The 26,683-nt window shown below is 46.9% G+C and carries 19 protein-coding genes; 11 read left to right on the forward strand and 8 right to left on the reverse strand.

Annotated features, from left to right (window positions below):
• Positions 1-22: 22 nt before the first annotated feature.
• Complete coding sequence (locus ACWXW9_RS17410; RefSeq protein WP_494930417.1) at positions 23-976, reverse strand: AEC family transporter; 954 nt, start codon at positions 974-976, stop codon at positions 23-25.
• Between the two features lie 24 nt (positions 977-1,000).
• Positions 1,001-2,722, reverse strand: a complete 1,722-nt coding sequence (locus tag ACWXW9_RS17415) for an NAD-dependent malic enzyme (RefSeq protein ID WP_494930418.1) — start codon at positions 2,720-2,722, stop codon at positions 1,001-1,003.
• A 399-nt stretch (positions 2,723-3,121) separates the two neighbouring features.
• On the opposite strand from ACWXW9_RS17415, the gene ACWXW9_RS17420 reads away from it, so the two are divergent.
• Genes ACWXW9_RS17420 through ACWXW9_RS17435 form a run of 4 tightly spaced genes read left to right on the forward strand, consistent with a single transcriptional unit; the run spans position 3,122 to position 7,594 of the window.
• Positions 3,122-4,243, forward strand: a complete 1,122-nt coding sequence (locus ACWXW9_RS17420) for a glycosyltransferase family 2 protein (protein WP_494930419.1) — start codon at positions 3,122-3,124, stop codon at positions 4,241-4,243.
• A gap of 4 nt (positions 4,244-4,247) precedes the next feature.
• Positions 4,248-5,513, forward strand: coding sequence for a lipopolysaccharide biosynthesis protein (locus ACWXW9_RS17425; RefSeq protein ID WP_494930420.1), 1,266 nt, complete (start codon positions 4,248-4,250; stop codon positions 5,511-5,513).
• Positions 5,497-6,723 (forward strand): glycosyltransferase family 4 protein, encoded by a 1,227-nt coding sequence (locus tag ACWXW9_RS17430; RefSeq protein WP_494930421.1) that lies wholly within the window; start codon positions 5,497-5,499, stop codon positions 6,721-6,723. Before ACWXW9_RS17425 ends, ACWXW9_RS17430 begins: the two co-directional genes overlap by 17 nt.
• Positions 6,683-7,594, forward strand: coding sequence for a glycosyltransferase family 2 protein (locus ACWXW9_RS17435; protein ID WP_494930422.1), 912 nt, complete (start codon positions 6,683-6,685; stop codon positions 7,592-7,594). Before ACWXW9_RS17430 ends, ACWXW9_RS17435 begins: the two co-directional genes overlap by 41 nt.
• Here the strand turns inward: ACWXW9_RS17435 and ACWXW9_RS17440 are convergent.
• A complete protein-coding gene (locus ACWXW9_RS17440; protein WP_494930423.1) occupies positions 7,562-8,266 on the reverse strand; it encodes a response regulator in 705 nt (234 codons plus the stop codon). The genes ACWXW9_RS17435 and ACWXW9_RS17440 overlap by 33 nt on opposite strands.
• A 45-nt stretch (positions 8,267-8,311) precedes the next feature.
• On the opposite strand from ACWXW9_RS17440, the gene ACWXW9_RS17445 reads away from it, so the two are divergent.
• From ACWXW9_RS17445 to ACWXW9_RS17455, 3 genes are read left to right on the forward strand one after another with little or no spacing between them, the layout of a single operon-like run.
• On the forward strand, positions 8,312-8,761 hold the full coding sequence (locus ACWXW9_RS17445; RefSeq protein ID WP_134913005.1) for a hypothetical protein: 450 nt from the start codon (positions 8,312-8,314) through the stop codon (positions 8,759-8,761).
• Positions 8,758-10,494, forward strand: a complete 1,737-nt coding sequence (locus ACWXW9_RS17450) for an ATP-binding protein (RefSeq protein WP_494930424.1) — start codon at positions 8,758-8,760, stop codon at positions 10,492-10,494. Before ACWXW9_RS17445 ends, ACWXW9_RS17450 begins: the two co-directional genes overlap by 4 nt.
• Positions 10,495-10,546: 52 nt before the next feature.
• On the forward strand, positions 10,547-14,977 hold the full coding sequence (locus tag ACWXW9_RS17455) for a putative glycosyltransferase family protein (RefSeq protein ID WP_494930425.1): 4,431 nt from the start codon (positions 10,547-10,549) through the stop codon (positions 14,975-14,977).
• A gap of 45 nt (positions 14,978-15,022) precedes the next feature.
• On the opposite strand, the gene ACWXW9_RS17460 is transcribed toward ACWXW9_RS17455, so the two are convergent.
• Positions 15,023-15,718 (reverse strand): response regulator transcription factor, encoded by a 696-nt coding sequence (locus ACWXW9_RS17460; RefSeq protein ID WP_283653033.1) that lies wholly within the window; start codon positions 15,716-15,718, stop codon positions 15,023-15,025.
• Positions 15,719-15,874: 156 nt separating this feature from the next.
• Between ACWXW9_RS17460 and ACWXW9_RS17465 the strand changes: the two genes are divergently transcribed.
• On the forward strand, positions 15,875-17,218 hold the full coding sequence (locus ACWXW9_RS17465) for a sugar phosphate nucleotidyltransferase (protein ID WP_494930476.1): 1,344 nt from the start codon (positions 15,875-15,877) through the stop codon (positions 17,216-17,218).
• A gap of 269 nt (positions 17,219-17,487) precedes the next feature.
• On the opposite strand, the gene ACWXW9_RS17470 is transcribed toward ACWXW9_RS17465, so the two are convergent.
• The 4 genes from ACWXW9_RS17470 to ACWXW9_RS17485 all read right to left on the reverse strand — a co-directional run bounded on the left by ACWXW9_RS17470 (position 17,488) and on the right by ACWXW9_RS17485 (position 22,311).
• Positions 17,488-18,003 (reverse strand): thioredoxin family protein, encoded by a 516-nt coding sequence (locus ACWXW9_RS17470; RefSeq protein ID WP_494930426.1) that lies wholly within the window; start codon positions 18,001-18,003, stop codon positions 17,488-17,490.
• Between the two features lie 160 nt (positions 18,004-18,163).
• Entirely contained in the window at positions 18,164-20,020 is a 1,857-nt protein-coding gene (locus tag ACWXW9_RS17475; RefSeq protein ID WP_494930427.1) for a beta-glucoside-specific PTS transporter subunit IIABC, read from the reverse strand.
• Between the two features lie 237 nt (positions 20,021-20,257).
• Positions 20,258-21,106: a BglG family transcription antiterminator LicT gene (gene licT / locus ACWXW9_RS17480; RefSeq protein ID WP_494930428.1), complete on the reverse strand. Its 849-nt coding sequence runs from the start codon at positions 21,104-21,106 to the stop codon at positions 20,258-20,260.
• A 233-nt stretch (positions 21,107-21,339) separates the two neighbouring features.
• Complete coding sequence (locus ACWXW9_RS17485; RefSeq protein ID WP_494930429.1) at positions 21,340-22,311, reverse strand: LacI family DNA-binding transcriptional regulator; 972 nt, start codon at positions 22,309-22,311, stop codon at positions 21,340-21,342.
• Positions 22,312-22,507: 196 nt separating this feature from the next.
• On the opposite strand from ACWXW9_RS17485, the gene ACWXW9_RS17490 reads away from it, so the two are divergent.
• The 3 genes from ACWXW9_RS17490 (at position 22,508) to ACWXW9_RS17500 (ending at position 26,608) form a co-directional block, all read left to right on the forward strand.
• Positions 22,508-23,557, forward strand: coding sequence for an oxidoreductase (locus tag ACWXW9_RS17490; RefSeq protein WP_494930430.1), 1,050 nt, complete (start codon positions 22,508-22,510; stop codon positions 23,555-23,557).
• Positions 23,558-23,639: 82 nt separating this feature from the next.
• On the forward strand, positions 23,640-25,052 hold the full coding sequence (locus ACWXW9_RS17495) for a glycoside hydrolase family 1 protein (RefSeq protein ID WP_494930431.1): 1,413 nt from the start codon (positions 23,640-23,642) through the stop codon (positions 25,050-25,052).
• A 98-nt stretch (positions 25,053-25,150) separates the two neighbouring features.
• Positions 25,151-26,608 carry a glycoside hydrolase family 1 protein gene (locus ACWXW9_RS17500; protein ID WP_494930432.1) on the forward strand — a complete coding sequence of 486 codons (1,458 nt, stop codon included), beginning with the start codon at positions 25,151-25,153 and terminating at the stop codon, positions 26,606-26,608.
• Positions 26,609-26,683 lie beyond the last annotated feature (75 nt).

A 26,683-nucleotide genomic window follows, 5' to 3' on the forward strand; every position in this document is an offset into this window, starting at 1 on the left:
AGCTCTATCTATACGCATGAATTCACACCAGCAGGGAAATGAGTACAGGCAGTGTAGCAAGAGAAATGACCGCACTAATGACGAAAGCAGAGGCCGTTTCCGATTCCAGACTTTCAAACCGTGTAGCAATCATGGCAGCAACGGCTGAGCCAGGGAAGGAAACGAGCAATACGGCTTTTACCGTATCGGCAGACGAAAGACCGCACAGGTAGGCAAGCAGTAGCATCAATAGAGGTTGTACAATCGTTTTTAACAGCGCGATGGCAATGGCGGTTATGCTGAAACTGATATTGCGCACGCCTATGGTCACACCGACCGCGAATAAAGCGGCCCCGGACGTAATATCACCAATTTGATTGAACGATTTGTTCAATAAATCCGGTGAGTGGAAGCCGAACAAGGTCAAAATAACACCAATAAGCGGCACCAGCGCCAGTGGTTCTCTTAAACCGTGGAGGATGGAGTCCCAAACAAGCTTCCCGAGATGACCATTCCGCTCTTTGCCTGAGTTCCGGCTGGCGACGGTAGCTATGATGGTAGCCGCTGGATCAAGAACGGCATTGACTACAATCCCCGTAATCGCAATCGGAATAGCTACAGCAGAGGAACCGTAGATGGCACCTAGTACCGGAATGCCCATAAAGGCAAATGTCGGCTGTGCCGAGTTCAAAGCAAACATGGATGCATCCTTTACCGATTGCTTCACCGCAAACCGGCCCACCAGCAGAAGGACGACATAAAAGCCGACAATACCCATGAACAGAGCCAGCAAGAAAGGCCATTGCTCGATAAGGGATTTCCTGCTGGTGGTCGTAATGCCGATAAATAAATGCGCGGGCAGCGCAAATTTGGTAACCAGTGAATTTAGGGCTTTCGAGGAAGAGGCATCGAAGCTTTTGTAATGGCCTGCCAACCACCCTAAAATAATAACGAAGAAAATAGGCACCAAAATGTAAAAGATATGTCCGACACTCATGGATTTTTCCTCCTGAAAGCCCTATTAATGCGGGTGGTGTATTACGTTTTCCACTGCTTTTACCTTCGCATATTCCGGCTTCCACATCGCATCCCGAACGGCTTGCTCGATATCTGAAATGCGTGCCTGAGCCACCTGATCCTGAATCGCGGCTTTTCCTACTGCAACAGCAACGGCAAATGAAACATCCCGTAATTTTCGGATGTTGGGAAGCAATGCCCCTCCGGGTTGATCGGTGTCTACTCCATTGGCAACAGCGTCTGCCGCAGCGGTAAACATGGCGGGTGTAATTCTCTTAGCTCGGACCACAATTGCGCCCAGACCAAGCCCCGGGAAAACAAAGGCATTATTCGCCTGTCCAATTTCAAATTTCGTTCCGTTATAGCTGACAGGTTCAAAGGGACTTCCGGTAGCGATCAGTGCTTTGCCATCTGTCCATCGGACCAAATCCTCCGGAACAGCTTCCGCAAGGTTCGTAGGGTTAGACATCGGCATAATAATGGGACGCTCCACATGCTTGGCCATTTCTTTGATAATCTCTTCGGTAAAGGCACCCGCTACGCCGGAGGTTCCGATTAATATCGTAGGTTTTACCTGACGAATGACCTCCAGCAACGGTATTTTGCCGTCATCAGACCGGGTCCATGAGCTGACTTCTTCTTTTTTGCGCACATACGGCTTCTGATAATCCAATACATCTTCCATATTGTCTGTGAGCAGACCTCGATAATCAAAGGCCCAAAATGCCTTAAAGGAATCCTTCTCTGCAAGGCCGTCGACGATCATGGCTAACCGGATTTGGTCGGCGTTGCCGATTCCCGCTGCTCCCGGGCCGAAGACCAGTATTCGTTGCTCACGCAGCGGAACCTTGGTGACGCCTACCGCCGAAAGAATTGCAGCCAAGGTTACGGCTCCCGTACCCTGAATGTCATCGTTAAACGTGAGAATACTTTGACCGTATTTTCCGATAATATGGCGTGCATTCACACTACCCACGTCTTCCCAATGCAAAAGCGCCTTTGGGAATTGAGCTAACGTTTTGCTGATAAAGGTATCAATAAACTGGTTATAAGCCTCTCCGCGAACCCGTTTATGGCGGTTTCCGATATACAGCGGATCATTCAGCAGTTTTTCATTGTTCGTGCCCACATCCAGCACAATCGGCAGCACCCGCCCCGGGTGAATTCCTGCCGCAGCCGTGTATACAGCCAGCTTGCCAATGGCAATATTAATGCCTCCCACGCCCCAGTCACCGATCCCCAAAATACTTTCGGAATCCGTCACTACAATCAGATCTACATCCTCACCGCTCAAGCCAGAATTATAGAATGCTTGTCCGATGCCGTTCGGATTATCAATCGACAAATAGACGCCTCCAGGGCGATTATACTCATGACTATATTCCTGAATCGCGGTCCCCACCGTAGGTGTGTAGACAACGGGCAGCATCTCACTCAAATGGTCGGTTAGCAATCGATAATATAGCACGACATTTCGATTGTGAAGATCGTTCAGGGAAGCGTTTTTGCGCAGCATGGTCGGTTGTGCCAAAAATTGCTGGTACGCCCGGACGCTCTGTTTCTCCAGAGAAAGGATGGTTGGCGGAAGAATTCCTTCAAGACCCAGTTCTTTGCGTTCCTCTTCGGTAAAAGCGACCCCCTTGTTCAAAAGAGGATTGGCTAATACATCCTTTCCCCGTAGCGGAGTAGATAATGATCCGTCCCTATTTATATAAAATGCTTCCATAAGAATAACCTTCTTTCATTTCGTATTGATGACCATTCGTGACGAAAGATGACATGTTGCCCATAGTATGGACGTGTAAATCTAATTTATTCGCCTAGTTTTCTATGACAAAATAACCATAATACATTCTGATTTTGATTAAAAAGAACTATATATGAAGAATGGAGTGCAAGGCCTTTTGACGCTTATTTTTACAGAGAAAAGTAGGTCTAAATGCTTGTTTTCTGCTAAATGTAAAATATCAGTCTCAATTCGACAATATCCATATATATCAAGATGTGTGAGCTATTTTATTAAAAAAATATGAAGGATTTGTAGCCATGTTTAATCCCTATAAGCAAACATTTTTAATTCCTTTTTAAGAAAATAGAACTACCCGGAGAAAAAGGAGATGTTTGTGTGCAGGGACCTATAGCCATTTTTAGCGATAACCACAGGGCTATTGATTATCCCAACGTGATTTATTTTTACGAATATATACAGTGCGAGGATCAGGAGGCCACTTCAGTCTATGAAGACGCATGCTGCTGCCTGATTGATTACAGGGAGCCTGGACAGGCTGTACGGGTAGCGAATCAGATCCGTAGTCGCTTTCCGCAGATGCCGCTGTTACTGGTGACGGATGTATCGCATCCGTTCAGTGATCAGCATATGGTGCAGATTACCGGAATAGGTCGTTTGCGCCTGCTTTTTTGGCAAGCCAATGACAACGAAGAGATGCTTTCCGAAATTCAAAGCTTGCTCTATCCCGAGTATTCGGCCAAAAGCCGGCATATTGCCTTCATCTTGTCTGTATATAACGAGGAGCAGCGTTTTGTTCATGTCAAGAAGTTTGCTGAACGGCTGCAAGCCTTTATCCGCAGTCATATTGTGGAGGGCTCTATTTATCTCATTGATGATGGCAGTCATGATGGCACGAATGCCTTGATCAAAGCGCTGGAGGCGGCGACAGACCTGTCCGTGAACCGGATTAATCAGAATCTGAGTCCGCTGCTTCAAACCAGGGAACTGGGACGCAATACCCGCAAAGCAGGAACGTATCTGGAAGGGATGCGCACCATCGGCGCGGATTACTACGTATTTGTGGACGCGGACGACTCCTTTTTTATTGAGGATATTGCCAGAATGATTAATGTCGTTCGGCAGGGCTACTATGATGTGGTGATTGGAACCAAAGACATGACCGCTGAAAACCGTTCCTTATTACGATCTGTAGTCAGCTTTGGCAAACGAGTCATTTCCCGGCCGTTTTTACCGACAGGCGTGGTGGATTCCCAGACAGGGCTTAAAGTGATGAGTTCCGTTGCTGTGAAGCGGATGTTCCCGCATTTGAAGGAACAGCTTGGACTGGCGCTGGATCTGGAAATGATGTTTATTGCCAAGCGACTCCAGCTTCGTGTGCTGCAATTACCCGTCAAGTGTATTGACCGGGACGGATCGCACATCCATGTCTGGAAGGATTCCATTCGTTTTTTGCGCTCCATTATTGATATTTGGCGGCTGGATCGGCGGGTGAGATAAGAACGTGACAAACCGCTTGCGAACGTTGATGTTTCCTCTATTTAATGTGCTGCTGAACGGATTTAATTTTTTCTTCCATATTGCAGCGAGCTGGTATCTTACCGGACAAGCTTATGGTCAGGCGAATGCGCTGCTGGCCCTCTTTGCACTTTTGTCCGTTTTGGGCCTGTCCATTCAGCTATTAACAGCCAAGCTGGTCTCCAAGGGAGACAAAAAGGTTCCGCTCCGTAGCCTGCCACTCGGTTCCCTATTGCTAAAAGCACCTTTGTTGCTAACCGTGCTTGCCATGGCGATATTACTGGCGCTTCATCCGTTACTACGTTCGTTATTAGGCGTGGATTCCGGCCCGCTATTTATGCTGTATGCCTTGGTGGGGCTGCATATTCTCGTCAGCTCGTGCCGTGGAGATTTACAGGGCAGGGAACGCATGTTGGCGCTGAATGTGAACTATTACTTGGAGGTTTTAGGAAAGCTGATCCTGTTCTTTATACTGGCTGCATCAGGGCTGAAGCTGGAGGCTTTACTGCTGGCAAGCTGTGGGGGGATGCTGCTGTCGCTGCTTCACGGCTGGGCTGTTTCGGTTCGGGGCTTATCTTTACTCGGACGGACTGGAGAACGTATACCTTCCGGGCTATGGAAATCACTAGGTCAGGATTTTACGGATAGTCTCATTATGAATTTATTTATTTTGTTCTGTATCTCCATTGACATGCTCTATGTGCAGCATTACTTTCCCAAACAGGCCAGCGGTTATGCGATTGCGTTGAAATACAGCCAGTTGGTCTATTACGTGTCGTACAGCCTGATAGCTGCCTTTATACCAAAGCTCGGTGCGCAGGGGCATGACCGCCAAGCTCTGGGCAAGCTGGTTGCCGTCTATGCCGGATTAATGGCTGTTGCAGCGATCTGTGTATATGTGGGCACTACCTTTGTGTTCCCGCCTTCTATTCCCGTACTATTCGGGGCTTCATACCAGTCGGCAGAAGCTTATATTCCGTTGGGTGGATGGGTGTACTGGCTGTTTTCCATCGTGCTGTTCTTTGTTCATGTGCATGTATTGGTGGGCAGACGCAAATTTATGTTCGGGCTGCTGGCCGGAGTTGCGACTTTATTGGCAGCTTTTCATGTGGCGCATCAAAACCCGTCTGATTTTCTGCTATCCGAATTGATTGTTTACGGCGCCATGTCTCTCTACTTTGTGGTAGATGCCTATGTATATTTGTTCAAAATAAAAATAAGGGGGGATTCACCACGTGAATACAATACCTGAACAGAATGGTAAGACCGTAATTCTGTTGCTCTCCTGGCGTGACATTCGTTCACCTAAAAGCGGGGGAGCCGAAATTTTCACCCACGAAATGCTCAAACGCTCGCAGCAAGACCGTTTTCAGTTTATTCATTTTTCGCCCAGGTTCGAGGGGATGCCCGAGGAAGAAATCATAGACGGAATTACGTATATTCGAAAAGGCAATATTTACAGTGTCATTTATTATGCCATGCGCTATTACCGTCAACATCGCAAGCATATTGATTATGTGATTAATCAGGCGAACACGCACCAGTTTTTCACCCGTTTCTGGGTGGAGGCACCCAAGCGAATTTTCTTTATACATCAGCTAACAAGGGAAATATGGTTTGAAAATGCCGGATTCCCGCTAAATCATATCGGATATCGCTTGGAGCCATTGATGCTCAAGCTTGCTCGTAAGGATCGGACAATTACCGTATCCCCATCTACCCGTTATGATCTGCTCAAGCTGGGCTTTCACCCGGATCGTGTTCATCTGTTGCCTGAAGGCATCGAGTTTGAACACTGGCCTCGGGAACAATTTTTAACCAAGGAGTCCAATCCGACCTTTATGTACGCCGGACGCTTTGTGAAATATAAAGGCATTGATCTGGTGGTTGAAGCTTTTGGAGAGCTTAAGAAAAAATTCCCGCAGGCTATGTTATGGATCGCTGGAAAAACCGATAAAACCTATGTGGCAGAACAATTATTGCCGATTATGAAACGGTATGGATTGACCTACGGAGAACCGGATGTACAGGGACAATCCCAAGCGGATATTACCTTTTACGGATTCGTTTCAGCAGAGCATAAGCTGGAGCTGATGAGCCGCGCCCACGCGCTCGTATTCCCTTCCCTGCGTGAAGGCTGGGGCTTGACGATTACCGAAGCAGCGGCTGTGGGGACTCCCAGCATCGTCAGTAATTCACCCGGACTGGTGGATGCGACGGATTTTGGGAAAAGCGGATACCTGTGCTTCCACGGCGACGTCCGGGGATTATCTGAACAAATGGAAAGAGCAGCAAACGGCGGCGAAGACTATATGGCCATGCGTGAGCGGGCGTATCAGTATGCGCTGGGATTTCATTTTGATCATACGGCGGCTGCATTTGAGCAGTTAATGGGAGATTGGGTAAAGGAGGCGGAACAGAGTGGACAAAGTGGTCATTCTCTTCTCCACGTACAACAATGAACGGACGATAGAGCCTTGTTTGCGGAGCTGTATGTGGCAAAATTACAAGGATCTGCATATCGTGATTGCCGATGATGGCTCGGAGGACCAGACTGTGGAGACGATTCGTACGCTAGCGGCAGGGAGCCCAGTACCTGTAACGGTGTTGGAGCTTCCTCATGGAGAGCGGGGAGTCGCAAGAGTCAAGGCGGTTGAGGAAGCCGGACGTTTGGGTGCCGAATATATACTTGTATTGGATTCCGATATGATTTTAGCCGAGCATTTGATTCAGCAGAGCATCGACTTTTTTGACCATCATCAGGACATCGGTGCACTGGTCGTTCCCGAGGAGGCCTATTCGGAAGCGACCAACTTTTTTTCCAAAGTCAAAGTCTTTGAGCGGAATGTGATTAACAACGCGGGTGAGAGCTTGGGAAAACGTTCGATTGAAGCAGCACGCTTCTGGCGAATGAGCGCTTATGAATCGACAGGCGGATTTAACGCAGAGCAGATTGCTTTTGAAGAAATACAGCCGACCCTGCGTTATATAGAGTCTGGCGGAGTCATCCGGCGGGCGGTGTTTACACGTGTATATCATGATGAAAAGCAAGTCTATTTGCGTGATGTATTACGTAAAAAAGCCTACTACTTCTCGGTGATGGATCGTACGCTGTCGTCTGAGGAGGGGGGATTGCGGAAGGCGCTGGAACGGTGGTACTTTTTCCGTCCGGTGCTATATACATGGAGCAATCTGAAAAGCTATATTCGTCACCCGCTGCTAACGGCGGGGATGCTGTGGATGTATGCATGCCTGACCTTGATTGGGGCAGCCGCCGTGTTGAAGGGCGGCGCCCGTCACTCAGGCGATCTCGCTAAGGCGGATAAGGCGTAAGGAAGAACGGCCCAGGGTCAGCGTATCCACCGTGTACAGGTCGAGATCGGAAGATTCCGACTCATCATACGGTATATACAGTGAGTGTGCAGTTAACTGAATGCCTTCCTGTTTAGGGTGGCGAAGAGAGCTGCCTACAGGATACAGTTCAGCGAGTGCAACATGTACTGCAGTTACGATATCTTGCTCATTGAGCAGCACATAGGGTCGGTATGGAGCATTCAGAATGCTGTCTATAAATACCGACAGGGCAGGAGCGATGCTCTGGTCTGTGTTCAGATGTGTTCGATTGAGCTTGGCTTCATCAAGCGCCTCGTATAGAATCTTTTTCAGTGTGTCATCATCCAGCTCCAGTGGTTTGGTCAAAAAGCGGAAGACGCCCACTTGATTAATCGCGGATAAAATGGTCTGCGTATGCAGGTGACCTGACAAAATGATCCGCACGATATGGGGATAATCCTCCTTGATCATTCGAAGGAAGGTAATCCCGTCCAGACCAGGCATAAGCAGATCGGAAACCACGACATCAATCGGGTGCTGCTCCAGCACCTGCAAGGCTTCTTTGGTAGTATGAGCGGTATGTAAGGTGAACCTTTCTTCCGACAATGTCCGTTCAAGCAGGGACAAAACCATAGGGCTGTCGTCAACAAATAGAATGTTTTGGGGTGTCATATGAACTGCGCAACTCCAATCAGGAAGTAAGAAATGAGGAACTACATGTATAATATCAGCGTTTTGGCATTTTTGAAAGATGTCAATACAGAACGAGCGCTGCGTCTGTTTTGTGAACGATTCGACTCGGCTGAGCATGCGCTCTGGGAAAAAGGAATGCGTCTGCTTCACCAGTATCATGCTGCACGGCATGCGGGAGTAACCCTGACCGTCTCCAGCGCACTTCAGCATATGGACGATCGTCATGATATTTACATTGTTGATCTGCGCGAGTATAGCGAAGAAGAGCTGGATCGTTTATATATTGCAAAAACCTGCGAGTTGCTGCTGCTGACGGATGGGGCGACGGAAACCGCTGCGAGGTTTGCCGCACTCCAGCGTCGGACTCCCCGGCTGCTGTGCGCACGGCTTCCGCTGGTCAGCTATGAGCTGGAGTGTCTGATGCAGGCTATTCTGGGCCGAATCGAACCGAATGGAGGAGACAGGGAAGCATGAGACGATGGGCTTTGTTGAAACCGGGTTGGCAAAAGCTAATCCTGTACCTGCTTGTTCTGGGTATGACCATGCTTCTGGCCATCGTGCTTCAGTGGTTTATTGTTCGACAGTTCAGCGGTCAATTGGCGGACATTCAGGACAAGCAGCTCCGGTATGAGGTGCAGGATTGGTCCAGCCGTATATCCGAGCACTACACGGCATGGCAGGCTGAACTGAATGAGCTGGCCTCCAGCCTCGGCAGAAATATACTGAATCAGGGGACGCGTCAGTATACCGAGGGCTTTAAGCGTGAAAGCGGGGCATTTTATGTGCTGGATGAACAGTATCGTGTGATTGCCGGACGTGATAACCGTGAGATGAAAAGCGCGGTACAGCAAATTAAATTGCTGCAAAACGGCTGTGCCGTAAGCTCCTTTGTGACAGAGGATCATCAGCCTGCGCAGTATATCGTGTGCAGGATTCAAGGGGCGCAGACTGGCGGCTTTATGGTGCGTACCATTGACTCCGGTATGCTCAGCGGTATCATCAAGAGTAAACCGATCAATCCGCACGAGACTTTATTTTATAATGATCAATTCAAGGTCGTAGCTTCCCTCAACACATCGGATATCAATCGGACAGACATTACGGGTGTAACCCGCAGGTTGCTGGAGGGCAATACAGGTGTTGTTGAAGATCAGGGAGTGAAACACGGCATAGGGTTCAGCCGCGTTGGGGAAGAGGCTCTTTACATTTCAGTTGAGGATGTTGATCAGGACACTGCCCAGCGGATCAGCTCTTTTCGCAAAAAGGTATGGCTGGTCATGGCTCTGCTATTGTTGATACTATGGGCCATGCTCGTACAGTTTCGCAAACGGATCGTGAAGGATACGCTCGTGAATAATCAGGTGCGGGACCAACGGCGGGATGAAGATATGCGTCAGCAGCAGGATACGTACTACTTGCCGTTAATGCAGACGATTGAGCAGCGGCTACAAGAGTTGCAAGAGCAGACTGCCCGCCTGACAGGCGGAGATGACTTGAAGCTGTTAGGCTTTTATCATGATCTGGCGAACCGCTTTGAAGCAGCTTCCAGTCAGGGAAAGGGAGCATCCCATGAGGAATTGGAATATTTCCGTGAGTTGAATGAAAATTTCATTCAGGGACGTCTCAAACAGGAATCCTCACTGGGAGGGCTGCTGACCGGAGTCCGCACCTTACGTGATGAGCTGGAAGAGAAGATGCACGACAATAGCGGAATCAGCTTTACGGATATGAATGAGGTATTATCTGAGTCGCTGAAATGGGCGAACCGTTCGTTGAACATGAAGGATATTCAGGTCATCTTGCGGCAAGAGCCTATTCCGTCCATTGCAGCCCAAACGCCGATGCTGTACAAGACGATTCAGGGATTGCTGGAGAATGCGGTACAGGCGATGGGCCAAACGAATAAGCTATCGGAGGATCAGGAGCGGGGACGTACGGGTCTGCTGCGTTCCAAGCGCCAGACTCAAGTCCTCAAGGTTAGCTCGCGGCTGGAAGAAGGAGAAATTGTTATTACCATTGAGGATACGGGCGGCGGCATTGATGACAAGATGCGCTGGAGCTATTTCCAGCCGGACTATTCCCAAAACTCGCAGGAGCATACGTTCAGCCTGTATCATATGGATGCCTATCTAAAGACAATCAGCGGCCGCTTAAAGCTGCGTAATACGGATCAGGGCTTGCAGGCAATCGTTCGTTTGAGAAGATAACGGAGAGATAAACCGAAAGATCATCGGAAATTTCAAGAGAGGGGGGCCAGGCATGGTAAGAAAATGGATATTTCGATACCGCTATGATATGGCAGCAATCTTGCTGATGCTGGCAGCGATTGGCGTATATCTTGCGCCTATCTATGGACCGGGGCAAATCGTATTTAGTGATATTGCCTTTGGAGCCACCTCTCATCGGTATCTGGAGGAAATTATGGGAGTATGGAACGAACGGTGGTCTACCTCTACCATGTTCAATGCTCCCCGTATCCTTTATATCTTGCCCTTCTACGGACTTTCGTTGCTATTCGGGGAAAGCGGCCCGGTTTTGCTCAAGTCGTTTATCACGGGCCTGCTGTTTGTTTCCGCATTTTCGATGTATGCCTTTGCCAAGCGGCTGGTCAGTGTATATTACTCACCGAGCTTTACGAAAACCCGTATTTTTGCCATCATGATCGGCGCACTGTTTTATGCACTGAATCCGTGGGTTATTTTTCGCATTCAGCATATTTATTTGCTCTGTGGGTATAGTTTGTTTCCGTTAATGCTGCGTTTCTTTTTCAGCGCGGTTGATCCCAAATTTCAAATTCAGCAAATTAAAAACTATAATCCTCACAAGCTGTACCAGCGGAACTGGAAAGACTTGTTCCTGTTGGCGGCGGTATTTACCGTCAGCGCCGCTGCGATTCATTATTTTTTCTTCGGCATGATTTATTTGGGCTTGTTCACCGTGCTCTTACTGATCAAACTGACCTGGACGCACCGCAAGGCGGGTCGCACCTATTTACAGCCGTTATACGGCAATTTTTTGCGTAAAGGGATCATTTTTGGCGTGTTCTTCGGACTACTCAGTTTTTACTGGTTGTCCCTGTATCTCGGCAGTATGGTGATGGATGCTCAGGCATCGCAGCATAATATCAACGTCGTCGATACTTTGTCCCTGTTCAGTCGTAACAGCAGCTTATATAATGTGGGCTACTTGCTGAGCTATTGGTGGCCTATGTTTTCCTTTTCCTCACTGCCTGCGATGTTTTATGTGGGCGGGGGATTTTTACTGCTCTTGATTGGTTATGCGATGGTGACGCGCTCACACAAAAATCCGATCATTCTGATCTTTTCGCTGCTTACGCTATTATTTCTCGTCGCAGCCACCGGGACTACCTTCCCGTCCATTGCGAAGTGGTTTGTCATTCTGGTGACGAAGACACCTGTGATTGGCTCGGTTTTCCGTGATCCTAACAAGTTTATCGGGCTGATTGCCCTTAATTTCGGGGTACTGCTGACCTTCGGCGTGATTCAGTTTATGGAATGGTTCGGATCATCCCCGCTGCAACGAATGTATAAAAGGCTGGCGCTTGTCATTGTTGTCCTGTGCCTTGGCGTGTATTTTGCACCCTTGCGTACCCAATTCATTGAGGGATATTACAAGCCGGTTCAAGTGCCGGAGGCTTACAGCCAAATGGCTGAAAAGCTGACCGACCCGGATCGCTTCGACAGCAAGGCACTGTATTTTCCGATTGCCGACAATATGATTCAGAGCTTTAACGGCGTAGCTACGCCTAAATGGAATAAGGGTAAGACAGCAACCGAGAAGGCAACCGGGGATTTTCAGGTGTACTCATCTCCTAAAAATACGATTTTCCATCATGAAGGCAACGACCCCGGGATCACATACTATATGAACTTTCTGGAGTATTTGCTGGACAACGGGCTAAGCTCTCGGTTGGGCTGGTTGTTCTCCACCTTTGGGGTTAATCAGTTAGTGTACCATGACGAATATGAGGGACAGGAGAAGCGGCAGGATTTTCATCTGTCTCAACTGGAAGGCCAGACGGGGCTGAAACGCACGTACCAGAACGGAATTTTTTCCATATTTAATCTGGATCAGGCTCCACCTTATATGAACGTATTACCGAGCAAAATAGTGACACCTTACGGTTTTAGCCGACTGGAGAGCTACAGTCATCTGCCTGGATTTGATTTTAGTCGCTTCGGGGTACTATTCAGTGCATTGAAGCCTGAGCTAAAAACCGTTCAGACGGTCAACAAGGGGGATTATGTGGAAGCGGCCTCCTTTAACGATTTGCTGTTGTCACAGCTTCCGGCAGAGGATTACTTGCGCCCGTTTGATGTCATTGAAGATGGCAATGCTTTTTTAAAATGGTCCAAAACCTTTGCCTCGACCAACGATTGGTTATGGTATTTATCGTCCCAAAATATACGGAATTTCCCGTTTGATATGGAAATGGACGCTGGGATTGCTGTCACCTTTGCCAGTAAGAAGCTGGATGTGGCCCCTTATCAGATGAGCAGCATTGAAGGGAAAACAGTCGTGGATTTTGATTCCATGCTGCGGACCGAAACCTTCTTCAAACCGGATAATCCGCAGTTGTTCAGCGTGGAGGCTAATCCGCGTGAGGAATTGAATGATGTGCCGACCCTGCACGGCGAGATTATGAAGGGAGACCCGAGCAATATATGGCAGGTCGCCAGATCCGGTTTGCTGGAAGCCAAGGAAAATAACCCGTACCAGTTTCAGATTACCGTCTCTGGACGCGGCACGAACAAAATGCATGTTAAAATGAGATTTTATGATAAGCAGATGCGTGAGCTGGGGGTTAGCTATGTTGTGGCTCCTTCGGAGGGATACAATTTTGACGGTGTGAAATTTTACGGGGAATATGTGTCCCCGCCGGGCAGCTACTGGATGCGAATGGATTTGTTAACCCTGCAACGCCCGCAGCAAAAGAATTACTGGTGGATTCATGATATCCAGTTACGTGATTTGGGACAATATAGTAAGCCTAACGCATTTACGATGCACAAAAAGTTGGCACAGTCGCAAACCTCGCATGTATATGCGAGAGTGTTTATGAATAAAGCTGGCGGGAAGCTGCAAGTTACGCTGCCGGGTGGAGTGGTCGGCATCAAGACCCATGATGAAGGCTTGAATCAGTTCCAATGGGTCGACCTGGGAGAACATGCTTTTCCCAAAGGGGATACCCCGATTACAGTTAATAACCTGCAAGGTTTTAACGCGATCAATCAATTTGCGATTGTGCCTGTAGACCAACTGGATGAGCTATCTTTTCCGGTGGAGCAGGCGTTGAAGCGGGGCAAGCTCTTTTTCACCCTGGAGGCCGAGAGCGATTTTAACGCCCAAGGAAATGTGCAGTCAGAGCGTGCTCTGCCGAGGCTCAGCATGGGACGGGGAATCAGCTATCAGAAAGGTACGTTAAGCAGGGATGTGGAGATCGCCAAAACCGGCACCTATTCCACAGCTATTCTGGCTGATTTACCTGCCGGGTATCATGGGGCATTGACGGTGAAGTGGACGAATGAAGAGACAGGAAAGGTGCTGACAAGAACGATCCATACAGGTGAGTCGTATAAGCGGTTGCCTGTTACCTCTTCATCCGAAAAACAGGTCATTGAAACGGTGCCGAATCAGGATGGCTTTGCCAAACAAATCATTCAAATTCCCGGTTTACTGAACGATTATGGACGCGTAGAGTTCAAAAATCTGTTTTTAACCAAAGGGAAGTATCGCTTAACGCTGGTGTTGGACAGTCAGGTGCCGTCCATGAGCGGGTATGAAGATATTCATCGGATGGCTGCGCAGGAAGTGACGGTTATGCCAGAGGATAATACGAAGGAATCTTTAACCAATGATGTAGGTTGCGTGGCGGATATTCAGCCTGGGAAGACGAGTCTGTCATCAGGCGGCGAGGGGTTGTCCATTCGTTACGCACCGAGCTATTCATGTGATTGGAATATCTATGCGTCGAAGAAGATGAAGGCTGAGCCACTGCAAGAGTATGCCGTACAACTGGATGCGCGGTCAGAACAAATTGGAAGTCGGCATATGAAGGTTATTTTTTTGAATAAAGCCTCCCAAATCCTCCAGACCTCTTATATTAACGAGGTGGAGGAGCGAGATAAGGAGCAATGGAATCATTACGATCAGATTGTGAAGGCTCCGGCAGGAACCGCCTTTATGCAGTTTCAGATTTTGGCGCATGCGCATAAGAAGCAGTCAGGCTTATTTCAAATGAAGCATTATTCCGTCATCCCTTATCAGGCGATGATTACAGTGGATCAGCTTACGTTGTTTGAGGGGACGGATATGGAAACCTTTTTTACGACTCCCCATGCTTCAGAAAGTATTCGGGCTTCTCGTGAAAATTCCATGGAACGCAGCTTTACGCTGTATAATCCGACGCATCAGCAGGTGTTGATTCGGGAAACCGAGTCGCCCAATCCACTGTGGGAATTCAGACTGGGAAGTGAAACCCAGCGTGCCCGTCTGTCGGTGAACGGAGTGACTACCGGATTTATAACCAGTGGCAGCGGAAGCGGCAAGGTCGTCATTATTCTGGCTTCCGCCTACCGCTTTGGCTGGATCCTGTTCATACTTGGGATACTTGGTGGGGCGGCTTGTTTTCTTCCTTATCGGCGATGGAAAAAACGAAAGATTCCATAGAAGGAAGTTACCATGATGCAATTCAGTAGCCATTAGAAGGCACGGCTACATCTCGTATTTGTACCCCCGGCCCCAGACGGTACGGATGTGCTGAGGATTTTTGGGGTCACGTTCGATTTTTTTGCGGAGACTGGAGATATGTACGTCAATCGTGCGATCGAGATAGGCACCGTCTCCGCCTTTAATCCGATCCATCAGCTCGCTGCGGGTAAAGACTTTCCCCGGATAGCAGGATAGCTCTTTTATAATGGAAAATTCAATTTGAGTCACTTCAACCTCCCGGTCATCGACCAACAGGCTGCGACGGTAATCATTCACCCAGACCCGCACTTTTTTGAGTTTTTTGGTTATGGCTTGGGACTCGGCAGGTATGTTGCGGCCAGAGCGGCGCAGTAAGGCTTTGATACGAGCATTTAGCTCTCTCAGGTTGAATGGCTTGCATAAAAAATCGTCCGCTCCGTCATCCAATGCTTTAATTCTTATATTCAAAAGGGTATTGTTGGAGATCACCAGCACAGGAACCGTCGTATATTGACGGAGTTGGCCGATTAGCGCGCATTCGACCATACCGGAAAACATAAGATCGGTCACAATAATATCAGGCTTAAAACGCATAAGTGTCGGAAGTGCTTGTTTGGAATCGTAAATAAGTTCGGTATGGTAACCTTCTTCCTGAAGATGAAGGGCGATCATATCTGCCAAACTTTTTTCATCTTCAATGATCAGTATTTTAATGGACATGACGGACAGCTCCTGTACAAACAGATATACAAATACATAAGTATGCATAAATTGCGATTTATGCATACTTATGTATTCGGCAAATATATGAAAAACGAATAGTGCCAGATGGCACGTAATTTATTAATTTAGAGGAAGAAGGTTGCATCATTGCGAATGATTTTATTATCTGGAGGTTCCGGGAAACGTCTCTGGCCTTTGTCCAATGAGAGTCGCCCCAAGCAGTTTCTTACGATTCTGCGTCATGACGAACGACCTGAAAGCATGCTGCAACGGATTTGGCGGCAGTTATCTGAAGCCAATTTGGCAGGAGAGGCCTATTTTTCAACGAGTGGAACTCAAGCTGAGCTGATCCGCGGGCAAATTGGGGCGGACGCTGTGGTAATTGAGGAGCCGAACCGGCGGGATACATTTCCGGCCATTTCCTTGGCTGCGGCCTACTTACATGACCGGGCAGGTGCGTCGCGCGACGAGATTGTAGGGGTCATGCCGGTGGACGGATATGCTGGGGATGAGTTTTTCGAGCATCTGCGCAGGCTCCCATCTATATTGGAGCAATCCGGGAGTGACATCGCACTCATGGGAGCTGCTCCAACCGAGCCTTCTGACAAATACGGCTATATTGTTCCTTCGTCATCTTCCTCCCTCAATCAGCCGTATCTCAGGGTTAGCTCATTTGTGGAAAAGCCGGATCTGATCCGTTCGGAGGCGCTGATCCGGGAAGGAGCCCTATGGAATTGCGGTGTATTTGCCTTCAGGCTTGGTTTTTTATTGGACATGCTGGAGCAAAAGGGCCTATCATCGGACTATGCATCACTTTCGACAAATTATGCAGAATTGCCTAAAACCAGCTTCGATATTGCGGTAGTGGAACAGACCCGTCGGCTTTCGGTGCTTCCGTATCATGGGGAGTGGAGGGATCTAGGAACGTGGGATTCACTGGTGCGGGAAATGAGTTCAGAGCTGAGCGGCCCGGGCTATATTTCAGAAGCTTCTCATGATTCGCATATTATCAATGAACTAGAGATTCCGGTTAGCATCTGGAATGTCCCGGACATCATCGTCGTTGCCGGGCCGGATGGTGTGCTGGTCACCGATCGACAATCATCCACAGGGATTAAGGATATGGTGGCGGAAATTGAGATTGGTCCTCGTTTTGAGGAGCGCTTTTGGGGGAAGCAAACGGTATTGTCCCAGCAACAAGCGGCCGGCGGCTTACAGACAGTCACCAAACGGGTAGTCATCTCTGCTGGAAGATTCATCAGCTATCATGAACATCAGTTCCGTAAAGAGGTGTGGACTATTACGTCCGGGGTGGGAAGCGTCTGTATCGATGGAATAATGCAAATGGTCAACCCCGGTGAGGTTATCGTCGTAGAGCCGGGTACCAAGCATTATATAGGTGCTGTCGAAGGGGATTTGGAGTTCATCGAATCTCAAATGGGGCATATTGTGTCAGAAACCGATATTATCAGATACGAATTTCCCGACTCCATCTAATACTAGCTATATAAGCTTAACTAAAAAAGGTAAATGAGAAACGGAGTTGGCAGAATGGTGCTGTACAATCGAAGCACGATCCGTCTGCGCAGTAGGACTCGGCTGAGTACAAAGGGCGGTATCATAAGGTAGAATGGAGAGTCAGGAACCAATTTTTCTTGGAAACCTTAAATCATCTGAAATTCCTAAAAAAGGTATCCATGCGGTGAACGCGTGAATACCTTTTTCTGTATGAAAGCTTGTCCATAAGACACGGTATAGGACGATGCTTATAAAATCAGTTTCTTGGAAATTAGCCACTCTTTTACCACATCCGTACTGAGGTCTCTTTCAGGTGTCCATTCCACTTTATCCACCAGCTTGCCATGTCTGAATTCCGCAATGGTGGGGGTATACTTTACGTTGTATTCCTCTTTAAATTTATTCCATTGAGGCTTGTCCTTATGAATTTTGTGAACATTCAAAAAAGTGATTTTGGAGCCCAGTTTATACTGCTCAATCATCTTGTTAAAGTTCGGCTCAAAGCGGTTGCAGTCTCCACAGCTAGGTCTGCCTACATAGACAAACACACTTTGGTCCTGCTGGATCATAGTTTTAAAACCATTAATTGTAACCGCATTCAAGTGATCGTATATTTCGGGATAATTGCTTTTACTCGCTTGAATCTCTTTGTCTTTCTGCTGAACAACCTGCTCCAGATCCTGAAATTTGAACACAGCCGAAATAGCGATAGCAATGACGAGCAGCGCAATCACGCTTAGACCGACAATATATCCTTTTTTCACAGAAATCCTCCTTTATTTAACAATCTTATACATACCATAAATGATATTTCCATTTTTCGCTGTAATACTTGTCTCACTCTGTATAAAAAAAGAAGCTTTCCATTCGGAAAGCTTCTTTTTTGAGCAGTATTGGTGGGGCTTTATTATGGTTTAATGGAAACTAGACAACCACCGTCATCAGGTAATCTTGTCGTTTCACTTCAGATTCTGCTGTTTTCAAAACATCCAGATACTGAGCAGAATTCGTCACGATGATCGGCGTGGCTGTCGGGTAACCTGCAGCTTGAATTTGTTCAATGTCAAATTCGAGCAACAGCTGTCCCTGTGTAACCACGTCGCCTTCCTTCACACGCTTGTCAAAAAATTGTCCTTTCAGCTTCACCGTATTGACCCCAACGTGGATCAGAATTTCTGCTCCGTCATTGGAAGTAATACCGATAGCATGTCCGGTCGGGAATACCGTCGTAATCGTTCCGTTTACAGGAGAAGTCAGTACGCCCTCTGTAGGTTCAATCAGAATTCCTTTACCCATAGCCCCTGATGCAAAAGCGACATCAGAAGATTCTTCGAGTGGCAGCACTTTACCTTGCAGTGGACTTACGAGAATTTCCTTCTCGATCACAGTTTCTTTTTTCTCTGGTGTTGGTGTTGCTTTGACAGCTTCTTCTTTTGGATCATCGAAGCCCAAAATCATAACTAGAAGAGCTGCAAGTACAAAGGCAACGAGCAAGCCGATGACAACCCACAAGAATCCAGCTCCAAAATAAGTTGGCAACGCCAGTAAACTAGGCAGGGAGAAGGTATTTGCAGTCGCTCCGCCGGAAGCGATAATAGCCCCGCCAATACCGCCGGATATGCAAGCATAAATAAAAGGTTTTTTCAATTTCAAAGTTACGCCATAAATCGTTGGTTCTGTAATCCCGAATACAGCCGCGATCGTAGAGGAACCTGCCAAAGCCTTCATTTGAGTGTTGCGGGATTTCAGGAATACCCCAAAGGTTGCACCGGCTTGAGCAAGTACGGCTGCTGAAAGCATCGGAAGCATCGTGTCATAACCCAATGTTGCAATATTGGACAGCATAATAGGAACGAAGCCCCAGTGTACGCCGAAAATAACAAATACTTGCCAGAATGCTGCGATAACAGCTCCGGCGATTAATGGGCTTAAATTGTATACCCATATAAAACCGTTCGTCAAGCCCTGACTGATCAGATTACCGACTGGACCAAAAGCCAAAAATGTCAACGGAACAACGACCAGCAGTGATAGCATAGGTACGATAATGTTTTTAACCGATTGATGGATAAAGGAATTGAACCAGCGTTCCACATAGGACTGAACCCATACCGCCAGAATAATTGGAATGACACTGGAACTGTAATTAATCAGAATGATCGGAATACCTAGAAACGCCAATCTTTCCGGGTTGCTTACTGCTGCTATAACCGTTGGATAGATCAGAGCTCCGGCAATTGCCACTGATACAAAGGCGTTTGTCTTAAATTTACGGGACGATGTAATAGCCAGAAACACAGGCAGAAAATAGAAAACACTATCAGAAGCTGCACTTAGAATCAGGTACGTACCGCCTTTATCATTAATCCAGTGGAAAGATAAAATTAACGCCAGTAGCCCTTTAAGCAAACCCGCCCCAGCAAGAGCACCGAGAATGGGAGAAAAAATGCTGGAAATGATATCGACCGCTTTGCCGAGAAAATTCGTTTTTTCGGAAGACTCTTCCTTTTTCTCACCTGCATTTTCGGCATCCTGCAAATTCGTTTCTGCCATCATATGCTCGAATACTTGACCTACATTGTTGCCGATAACCACTTGAAACTGGCCGCTGTTTTCCACTACTGTAATGACACCAGGCGTTGCTTCCAATGCAGCTTTGTCTGCTTTTGTACGATCATTTAATTTAAATCTCAAGCGTGTAGCGCAATGGAATACCGAATTGACATTCTCTTCGCCGCCAACGAGGGTCACTATTTTTCTGGATAGCTCTTTATCGCTCATGTTCAGAACTCCTTATGGGTTATTCTTGTTATGGATAGGGCTTTCTGTTTACTTCATGTTGCTAAGATGCGCCGGCGTGCATCTTTTTAACCTTGTAAACAAGAAAAACCTAAACTCGTAGCGAAAGCAACACGTCCTCTCCTAAAAGAAGAACGTGGATTTCGCCATCAGTTTAGGTTTTGCCTGCCTTACCAGTCACAATCCTTATACGATGAAATTATGAAGTTTACTTGCCTGTTACTCTGTGATATTATTTCGCTCCGTCACTCGATGAATATGAATGGTCAGATACACATATTCGTCTTTGCTTAAATATTGGTCGTATGTTTTTTCCAGATACTCATTGATTTTTTGCGCACAAGCGAAAGCTTCGGTATACGTCTGCCTCACCTGGTTGTACAAAAATTCTTCGCCGCTGTGAATGACCTCTTTACGAATCACCCGCATCGCAAAATATTGCAAATGTGTCAAAAATCTCGAATAGCTAAAGGAGGACTCATCCAGCACAATACCGTAATGATACGTAATAATATTCAATATATGCTGAACGATTTCCGTCATTTTTAGCGTGGATTTCATTTCGTTACCGTCGATTCGAGCGTTCACCATATGCAATGCGATAAAGCCCGCTTCGTCTTCGCCCAGCTTTACTCCGAGCGTATCTTCAATTTTTTGCAGAGCATCCAGTCCAACCTCAAATTCTTTCTTGTAAAAGCGCTTAATCTCGTACAGCATCGCGTTTTGGAGCGCCAGCCCCTTTTCTTGCCGCTGTATGGCAAAATGAATATGATCGGTCAGCGTTAAATAAATATTATCGCTTAATTCTGTATCCAGCACTTGCGTTGCATGGGTCACAATTTCATTTACGACCTCCAGATGCGATACAGGAATATCATTCAGCAGCTCCGTTAATTTGGCTGTGAACTCGTTTTCATTTAACATGAAGATTTTATCTATTTTATGATCATCGACTTGGTCGCCAGCCACCTTTTTGAAGGAAATGCCTCTTCCCATTACAATGACCTCTTTGCCTTTATCATTTTTAGTCAACAGGACGTTGTTATTGAGCACCTTCTCAATAATCATTGAAGTTCCCCCTCCCATCCTTTACCAATAAAAAATGCCTAAGCACAATTCAACACTATTGTTAGCAATAGCACTCAATTGAACTCAGGCATTGCCCGCATTACCGGTCACAATCCTTTTATATAGTGCTATTGTAGCACAAAAAAAAGCGATTTCAACATATTTTATTCTTATTCGACAAAAAACATTACATACACAGGTACTTTCACCTAGCCCCCCGGTTAAGCGTTACTCTATGTAGTCGTGCGTTCAATGAGGCTGTATTGCAGGGTATGCAGCTCCATTTGGTGACCTACGAGCTGAGGGGAAAGCATGTAAAAAGCATTTTGCGCCTGAGCTGCAATCGGGTTCTGGATGGTTGTAATGCCCATAGTATGCGCAAGTTCCGTATTATCAAACCCGACAATCGCCAGATCTTCCGGCACGTTCAGCAGTTGTCTACGGGCTTCGCAGAGGATCCCAACCGCCACGTAATCGTTGGAGCACAGAATAGCCTGTGGGAATTCATCCCGATACTGTAACAAATCACGCACCACCTGTTCACCGTCACGGATGTTATAGATGGAAGAATAATTCCAATGCTGCAATACAGGAAGATTGTGCTGCTCCATAATATACGCATAGGCTCGTTGTCTGCTGTGGGTGTTGATGCTGCTCGGGCGACCAAAGGCATTGGCTATACGAGTATAGCCTTTTTGTATCAAGTGTTTTAGCGCTAGCATATATCCTTCATACTGGTCCATGGCGACGGAGCGAATATCAGTATGATCCATTCGTTGCCATGACACGATCGGGCCATACTTGCAATAAGTGCTTAACAAATCGGTATCATTTACACAGGAAATGATAACTAACGCATCAACTCTTTTTCTTTTCAGATCTTCGAAGGCCAGAAGCTCTTTCTTCTTGTCTTCTCCAGAAGTATAAATAATCGTTTGGAATTCATACTGGGCCGCCACTTCTACAAAGCTGTTCAGAAATGCGAGAACAATTTCATTAATGGTTGAAGTGATTATGCCAATTTGAAGGGTCTGACCTTTGGATAAGGAAATGGCGTTCCGGTTGGGAACGTAATCCAGCTCCTGCATGATTTTTAAAATTTTGCTTCTCGTTTCCTGGCTCACATGGGGGGAATTATTTAACACTCTGGATACCGTAGCTTTGGAAAAGCCAGCCAGTTTGGCAATTTGATCAAGATTCGACATGATGCTTCTCCTCACATAAGAAAAATACTTGACATGAAACGCGTTACAACGCTTAGGATGCTTATGAGGGCATTACGTCCATTTTATATCATCTGTCAATGCATTTCAAAAAAACAGTTCTTATGATGCGGGATTATTCTGGCAATACTTGCGATATCGTAAAGCTAAGCCTTTAGGGAACGAGGGGATTTGCGAAATGACGATTCAAATTGCATATTTAGGATTTGGTAAAAGTACAACCAGATATCATCTGCCCTATGTTCAGATCAGGGACACCTTTCAAGTATCGAGAGTGTTCACACGCCAAGTGAGGGAGGACATGGAAACGGCTTACCCGGACATTCAGTTCTCGGACCAAATTATGGACGTTCTGGGCGACCCGGAAATATCACTTGTCGTTGTATGTACGCCTTCCTCTACGCATTATGAATATGCAAAATTGGCACTATCCCATGGCAAGCATGTGCTGGTGGAAAAGCCTTTTTGTGAAAACCTTGAGCAAGCGTGGGAACTGACCCAACTCGCCAAGGAACATAATCTCATCATTATGCCTTATCAAAACCGTAGGTTTGACAGCGATTATCTGGCGTTCAAGGAAGCTCTCAATTCCGGAAAACTGGGCGACATCGTCGAAATTGAATCCCATTACGATTATTTCCGTCCCGATGCCAGTATGCCCGGCGGCAATCCTGTCAACGGAATGTACTACGGACTCGGTGTTCATACATTGGACAGGCTCATCGCCTTATTTGGCAGACCGGAGCAAGTCGGGTATGACATCAAGTCCATTCGTACTCCTCAGGGCGCTGATGATTACAACGAAACCATATTGTATTACCCGGACAAAAAAGTGATTGTCAAAACCTCTCTTGTGGTGTGCCTGCCTTACCCGCAGTTCACCATTCACGGGACGAAAGGCAGCTTTGTCAAATGGGGGGACGATCAGCAGGAAACCTGGCTGAAAGCCAGCAAGACCCCGGATACGGAAGGTTTCGGACTGGATGATCCGTCTTCCTATGGCAAGCTTAAATACGTGCTACCCGGTAGCAGTGAAGCTATTGAAGCTATTGAAGAAACCATTCCTACACCGGTAGGAGATTATGGACAACTGTATGACTCATTGTATGCGTCTATCGTGAACGGCACACCCAAGCTGGTGAAGGACGAGGAGATTTTGCTGACAATTGAAATATTGGAAAACGGCTTTAAGCAGCCTTCCCCGTCCATCGTTGATTTCCGGCGATAGACTTGCCATCAAGAAAGGAAGTTATGCCATAATGAAGCTCGGAATGATGCACAAAAATAACTCAAAAGGCGGGAATCTATTTATGAGTTCTCCATTTCCGGAAGGATTTTTGTGGGGCGGAGCAGTAGCTGCCAACCAGTGTGAGGGTGCTTACAACGAGGATGGTAAAGGCTGGTCCACTCAGGACGTTTCGCCACAAGGAATCAAGGGCCCTATTACAGAAGTGCCTACAGAGGACAATATGAAGTTGGTAGGTATTGATTTTTACCATCGTTACAAAGAAGATATCAAGCTGTTTGCCGAAATGGGCTTCAAGGTGTTCCGAACCTCCATTGCCTGGTCCCGTATCTTCCCGAACGGTGATGAACTGGAACCGAATGAAAAAGGTCTGCAATTCTATGATGATCTGTTCGACGAATGCCATAAATACGGCATTGAGCCGCTCGTTACCATTTCCCATTATGAAACACCGCTGCATTTGTCCAAGCATTATAATGGATGGGTTAACCGCGAGCTGGTGGGTTTTTATGAGCGTTATGCAAGAACGGTATTTTCACGTTACAAGGATAAAGTAAAATACTGGCTGACCTTCAACGAAATCAATTCGATTTTGGAAGAACCCTTTATGAGCGGCGGTATTTACACACCGAAGAAGGAACTGAGCAAACAAGACCTGTATCAAGCCATTCACCACGAGTTTGTAGCTAGTGCGACGGCTGTAAAAGTTGGCCATGAGCTTGCTCCAAATGCTCAGATCGGCTGTATGGTGCTCAGTATGCCAACCTATCCACTGACTCCCAACCCGGACGATGTGATCGCAACGATGGATTATGAGCAAAAGAACTACTTCTTTGGCGATGTTCATGTGAGAGGAAGCTATCCTGGCTACATGAAGCGTTACTTTAGAGAGAATGGCATCGAGATTCACATGGAGCCGGGAGATGAAGAAATTCTCAAGCATACCGTGGATTTCATCTCGTTCAGCTACTATGTAAGCACATGCGAAACAGCCGATAATTCCAAAAAAGGCGGCGAAGGCAATTTGATCGGCCGTGTGACCAACCCGTACCTGAAAGCAAGCGAATGGGGCTGGCAGATTGACCCGCAAGGTCTGCGTTATGTGATGAATATGTTCTATGACCGTTATCAAAAACCACTGTTTGTCGTGGAAAACGGTCTGGGCGCTGTCGATCAGCTCATCACGAACGAGCAAGGAGAAAAGACAGTTGAGGATGACTATCGTATCCAATACCTGAACGACCATTTGGTACAAGTAGGCGAAGCCATTGCCGATGGCGTAGAAGTGATGGGCTACACTTCATGGGGCTGTATTGACCTGGTGAGCGCATCTACCGCTGAACTGAAAAAACGCTATGGCTTCATTTACGTAGACCGTCATGATGATGGTTCAGGCACACTGGAAAGATACCGCAAAAAATCGTTCCATTGGTACAAAGAAGTCATCAGCACGAACGGACAAAGCCTGAAACGTTAATGTTGTGAACACAGCAAGCGGGGGATTTCCATTGCAACACCTGACGGGAATGCTCCACAAGTATTAACATATAAACTAAGAAAAGAGATGTTTATATTATGACCAAGACTGTAAAAGGATTTCCGAAGAATTTCCTGTGGGGCGGGGCAACCGCAGCCAACCAATTGGAAGGCGCTTTTGACGTAGATGGAAAAGGACTGTCCAGTGCGGATGTGATAGCTTATATTCCCAAGGATCAACGAACAAACGATCATGCTATGGACATTTCGTCCCAGCGGCTTGAAGATGTCTTGGCAGGTAAGGTAAACGCGCGTTTTCCAAAACGTGAAGGCGTAGATTTCTTTCATCATTATAAAGAGGATATCGCTTTGTTTGCGGAAATGGGATTTAAAGTGTTTCGTATGTCGATTAACTGGTCCCGTATTTTCCCGAATGGCGATGATGCACAGCCGAATGAAGCCGGCCTGCAATTTTATGACAATGTATTCGATGAACTGCGCAAGTATAACATTGAACCGCTTGTGACATTGTCCCACTATGAAACACCGCTAGGTCTGACACATAAATATAATGGCTGGTTGGGTCGCGAAGTCATACAGCACTACGTAAATTATGCAGAGACGGTATTTACACGTTATAAAGATAAAGTGAAATACTGGCTGACTTTTAATGAGATCAACGTGATGACGATGAGTCCGTTCACAGGTGGCGGTGTGGTCATTGACCGTGTAGATAACAAGCAACAAGCGATCTATCAAGCCCTGCATCACCAGTTTGTGGCGAGCGCATTGGCGACAAAACGAGGCCATGAGATTATTCCGGGCTCTCAAATCGGCTGTATGCTGGCTCGTATGGAAAGCTATGCACATACGTGTAACCCGGAGGACGTGCTGAAAAGTCAGCATGAAAACCAGATGAATCTGTTCTTTACGGATGTACATGCCCGTGGGGAATATTCAAATTATATGAACCGTTATTTTGAAGAAAATAATATTGTTTTGCACACAGAACCCGGCGATGCCGAAATTCTGAAAAACAACACGGTCGATTACATCTCATTCAGCTATTACATGACCTTGACCGTCTCTGCAGGACCGGAAGGCGAGAAGGCAGCGGGGAACCTGATTGGCGGCGTGAAAAATCCGTATTTACAATCCTCTGACTGGGGCTGGCAGATTGATCCGATCGGCCTGCGTGTTACGCTGAACACATTATATGACCGCTATCAAAAGCCGCTGTTCATCGTGGAAAACGGCTTAGGTGCATATGACAAGGTGGAAGAAGACGGCTCCATTCACGACACGTATCGCATTGATTATTTGCGCCAGCATATCGCACAAATGAAGGAAGCGATTGCGGACGGTGTGGATCTGATTGGTTACACTAGCTGGGGACCTATCGACCTTGTGAGTATGTCGACTTCCGAAATGTCCAAGCGTTACGGGTTTATTTATGTTGATCTGGATGATGACGGTAATGGAACACTGAAGCGATCCAAGAAGGATTCTTTTGACTGGTACAAAAATGTAATTGCCACTAACGGCGAAGAACTGTAATTCAAGCTAACTGAATATAACCCAATATGGCCTGGGGGCGGGTGCAGCAGAGAACATCATGAGGATGAATTTGGC

This window comes from Paenibacillus sp. LT-B23, from assembly GCF_059417685.1.

Excerpts from the sequence above, each read along its gene's own strand:
- ACWXW9_RS17410 (WP_494930417.1), bottom strand. The coding sequence starts at position 976 with ATGAGTGTCGGACATATCTTTTACATTTTGGTGCCTATTTTCTTCGTT.
- ACWXW9_RS17415 (WP_494930418.1), bottom strand. The coding sequence starts at position 2,722 with ATGGAAGCATTTTATATAAATAGGGACGGATCATTATCTACTCCGCTA.
- ACWXW9_RS17440 (WP_494930423.1), bottom strand. The coding sequence starts at position 8,266 with ATGACACCCCAAAACATTCTATTTGTTGACGACAGCCCTATGGTTTTG.
- ACWXW9_RS17445 (WP_134913005.1), top strand. The coding sequence starts at position 8,312 with ATGTATAATATCAGCGTTTTGGCATTTTTGAAAGATGTCAATACAGAA.
- ACWXW9_RS17450 (WP_494930424.1), top strand. The coding sequence starts at position 8,758 with ATGAGACGATGGGCTTTGTTGAAACCGGGTTGGCAAAAGCTAATCCTG.
- ACWXW9_RS17455 (WP_494930425.1), top strand. The coding sequence starts at position 10,547 with ATGGTAAGAAAATGGATATTTCGATACCGCTATGATATGGCAGCAATC.
- ACWXW9_RS17460 (WP_283653033.1), bottom strand. The coding sequence starts at position 15,718 with ATGTCCATTAAAATACTGATCATTGAAGATGAAAAAAGTTTGGCAGAT.
- ACWXW9_RS17465 (WP_494930476.1), top strand. The coding sequence starts at position 15,875 with ATGATTTTATTATCTGGAGGTTCCGGGAAACGTCTCTGGCCTTTGTCC.
- ACWXW9_RS17475 (WP_494930427.1), bottom strand. The coding sequence starts at position 20,020 with ATGAGCGATAAAGAGCTATCCAGAAAAATAGTGACCCTCGTTGGCGGC.
- licT (WP_494930428.1), bottom strand. The coding sequence starts at position 21,106 with ATGATTATTGAGAAGGTGCTCAATAACAACGTCCTGTTGACTAAAAAT.
- ACWXW9_RS17485 (WP_494930429.1), bottom strand. The coding sequence starts at position 22,311 with ATGTCGAATCTTGATCAAATTGCCAAACTGGCTGGCTTTTCCAAAGCT.
- ACWXW9_RS17490 (WP_494930430.1), top strand. The coding sequence starts at position 22,508 with ATGACGATTCAAATTGCATATTTAGGATTTGGTAAAAGTACAACCAGA.
- ACWXW9_RS17495 (WP_494930431.1), top strand. The coding sequence starts at position 23,640 with ATGAGTTCTCCATTTCCGGAAGGATTTTTGTGGGGCGGAGCAGTAGCT.
- ACWXW9_RS17500 (WP_494930432.1), top strand. The coding sequence starts at position 25,151 with ATGACCAAGACTGTAAAAGGATTTCCGAAGAATTTCCTGTGGGGCGGG.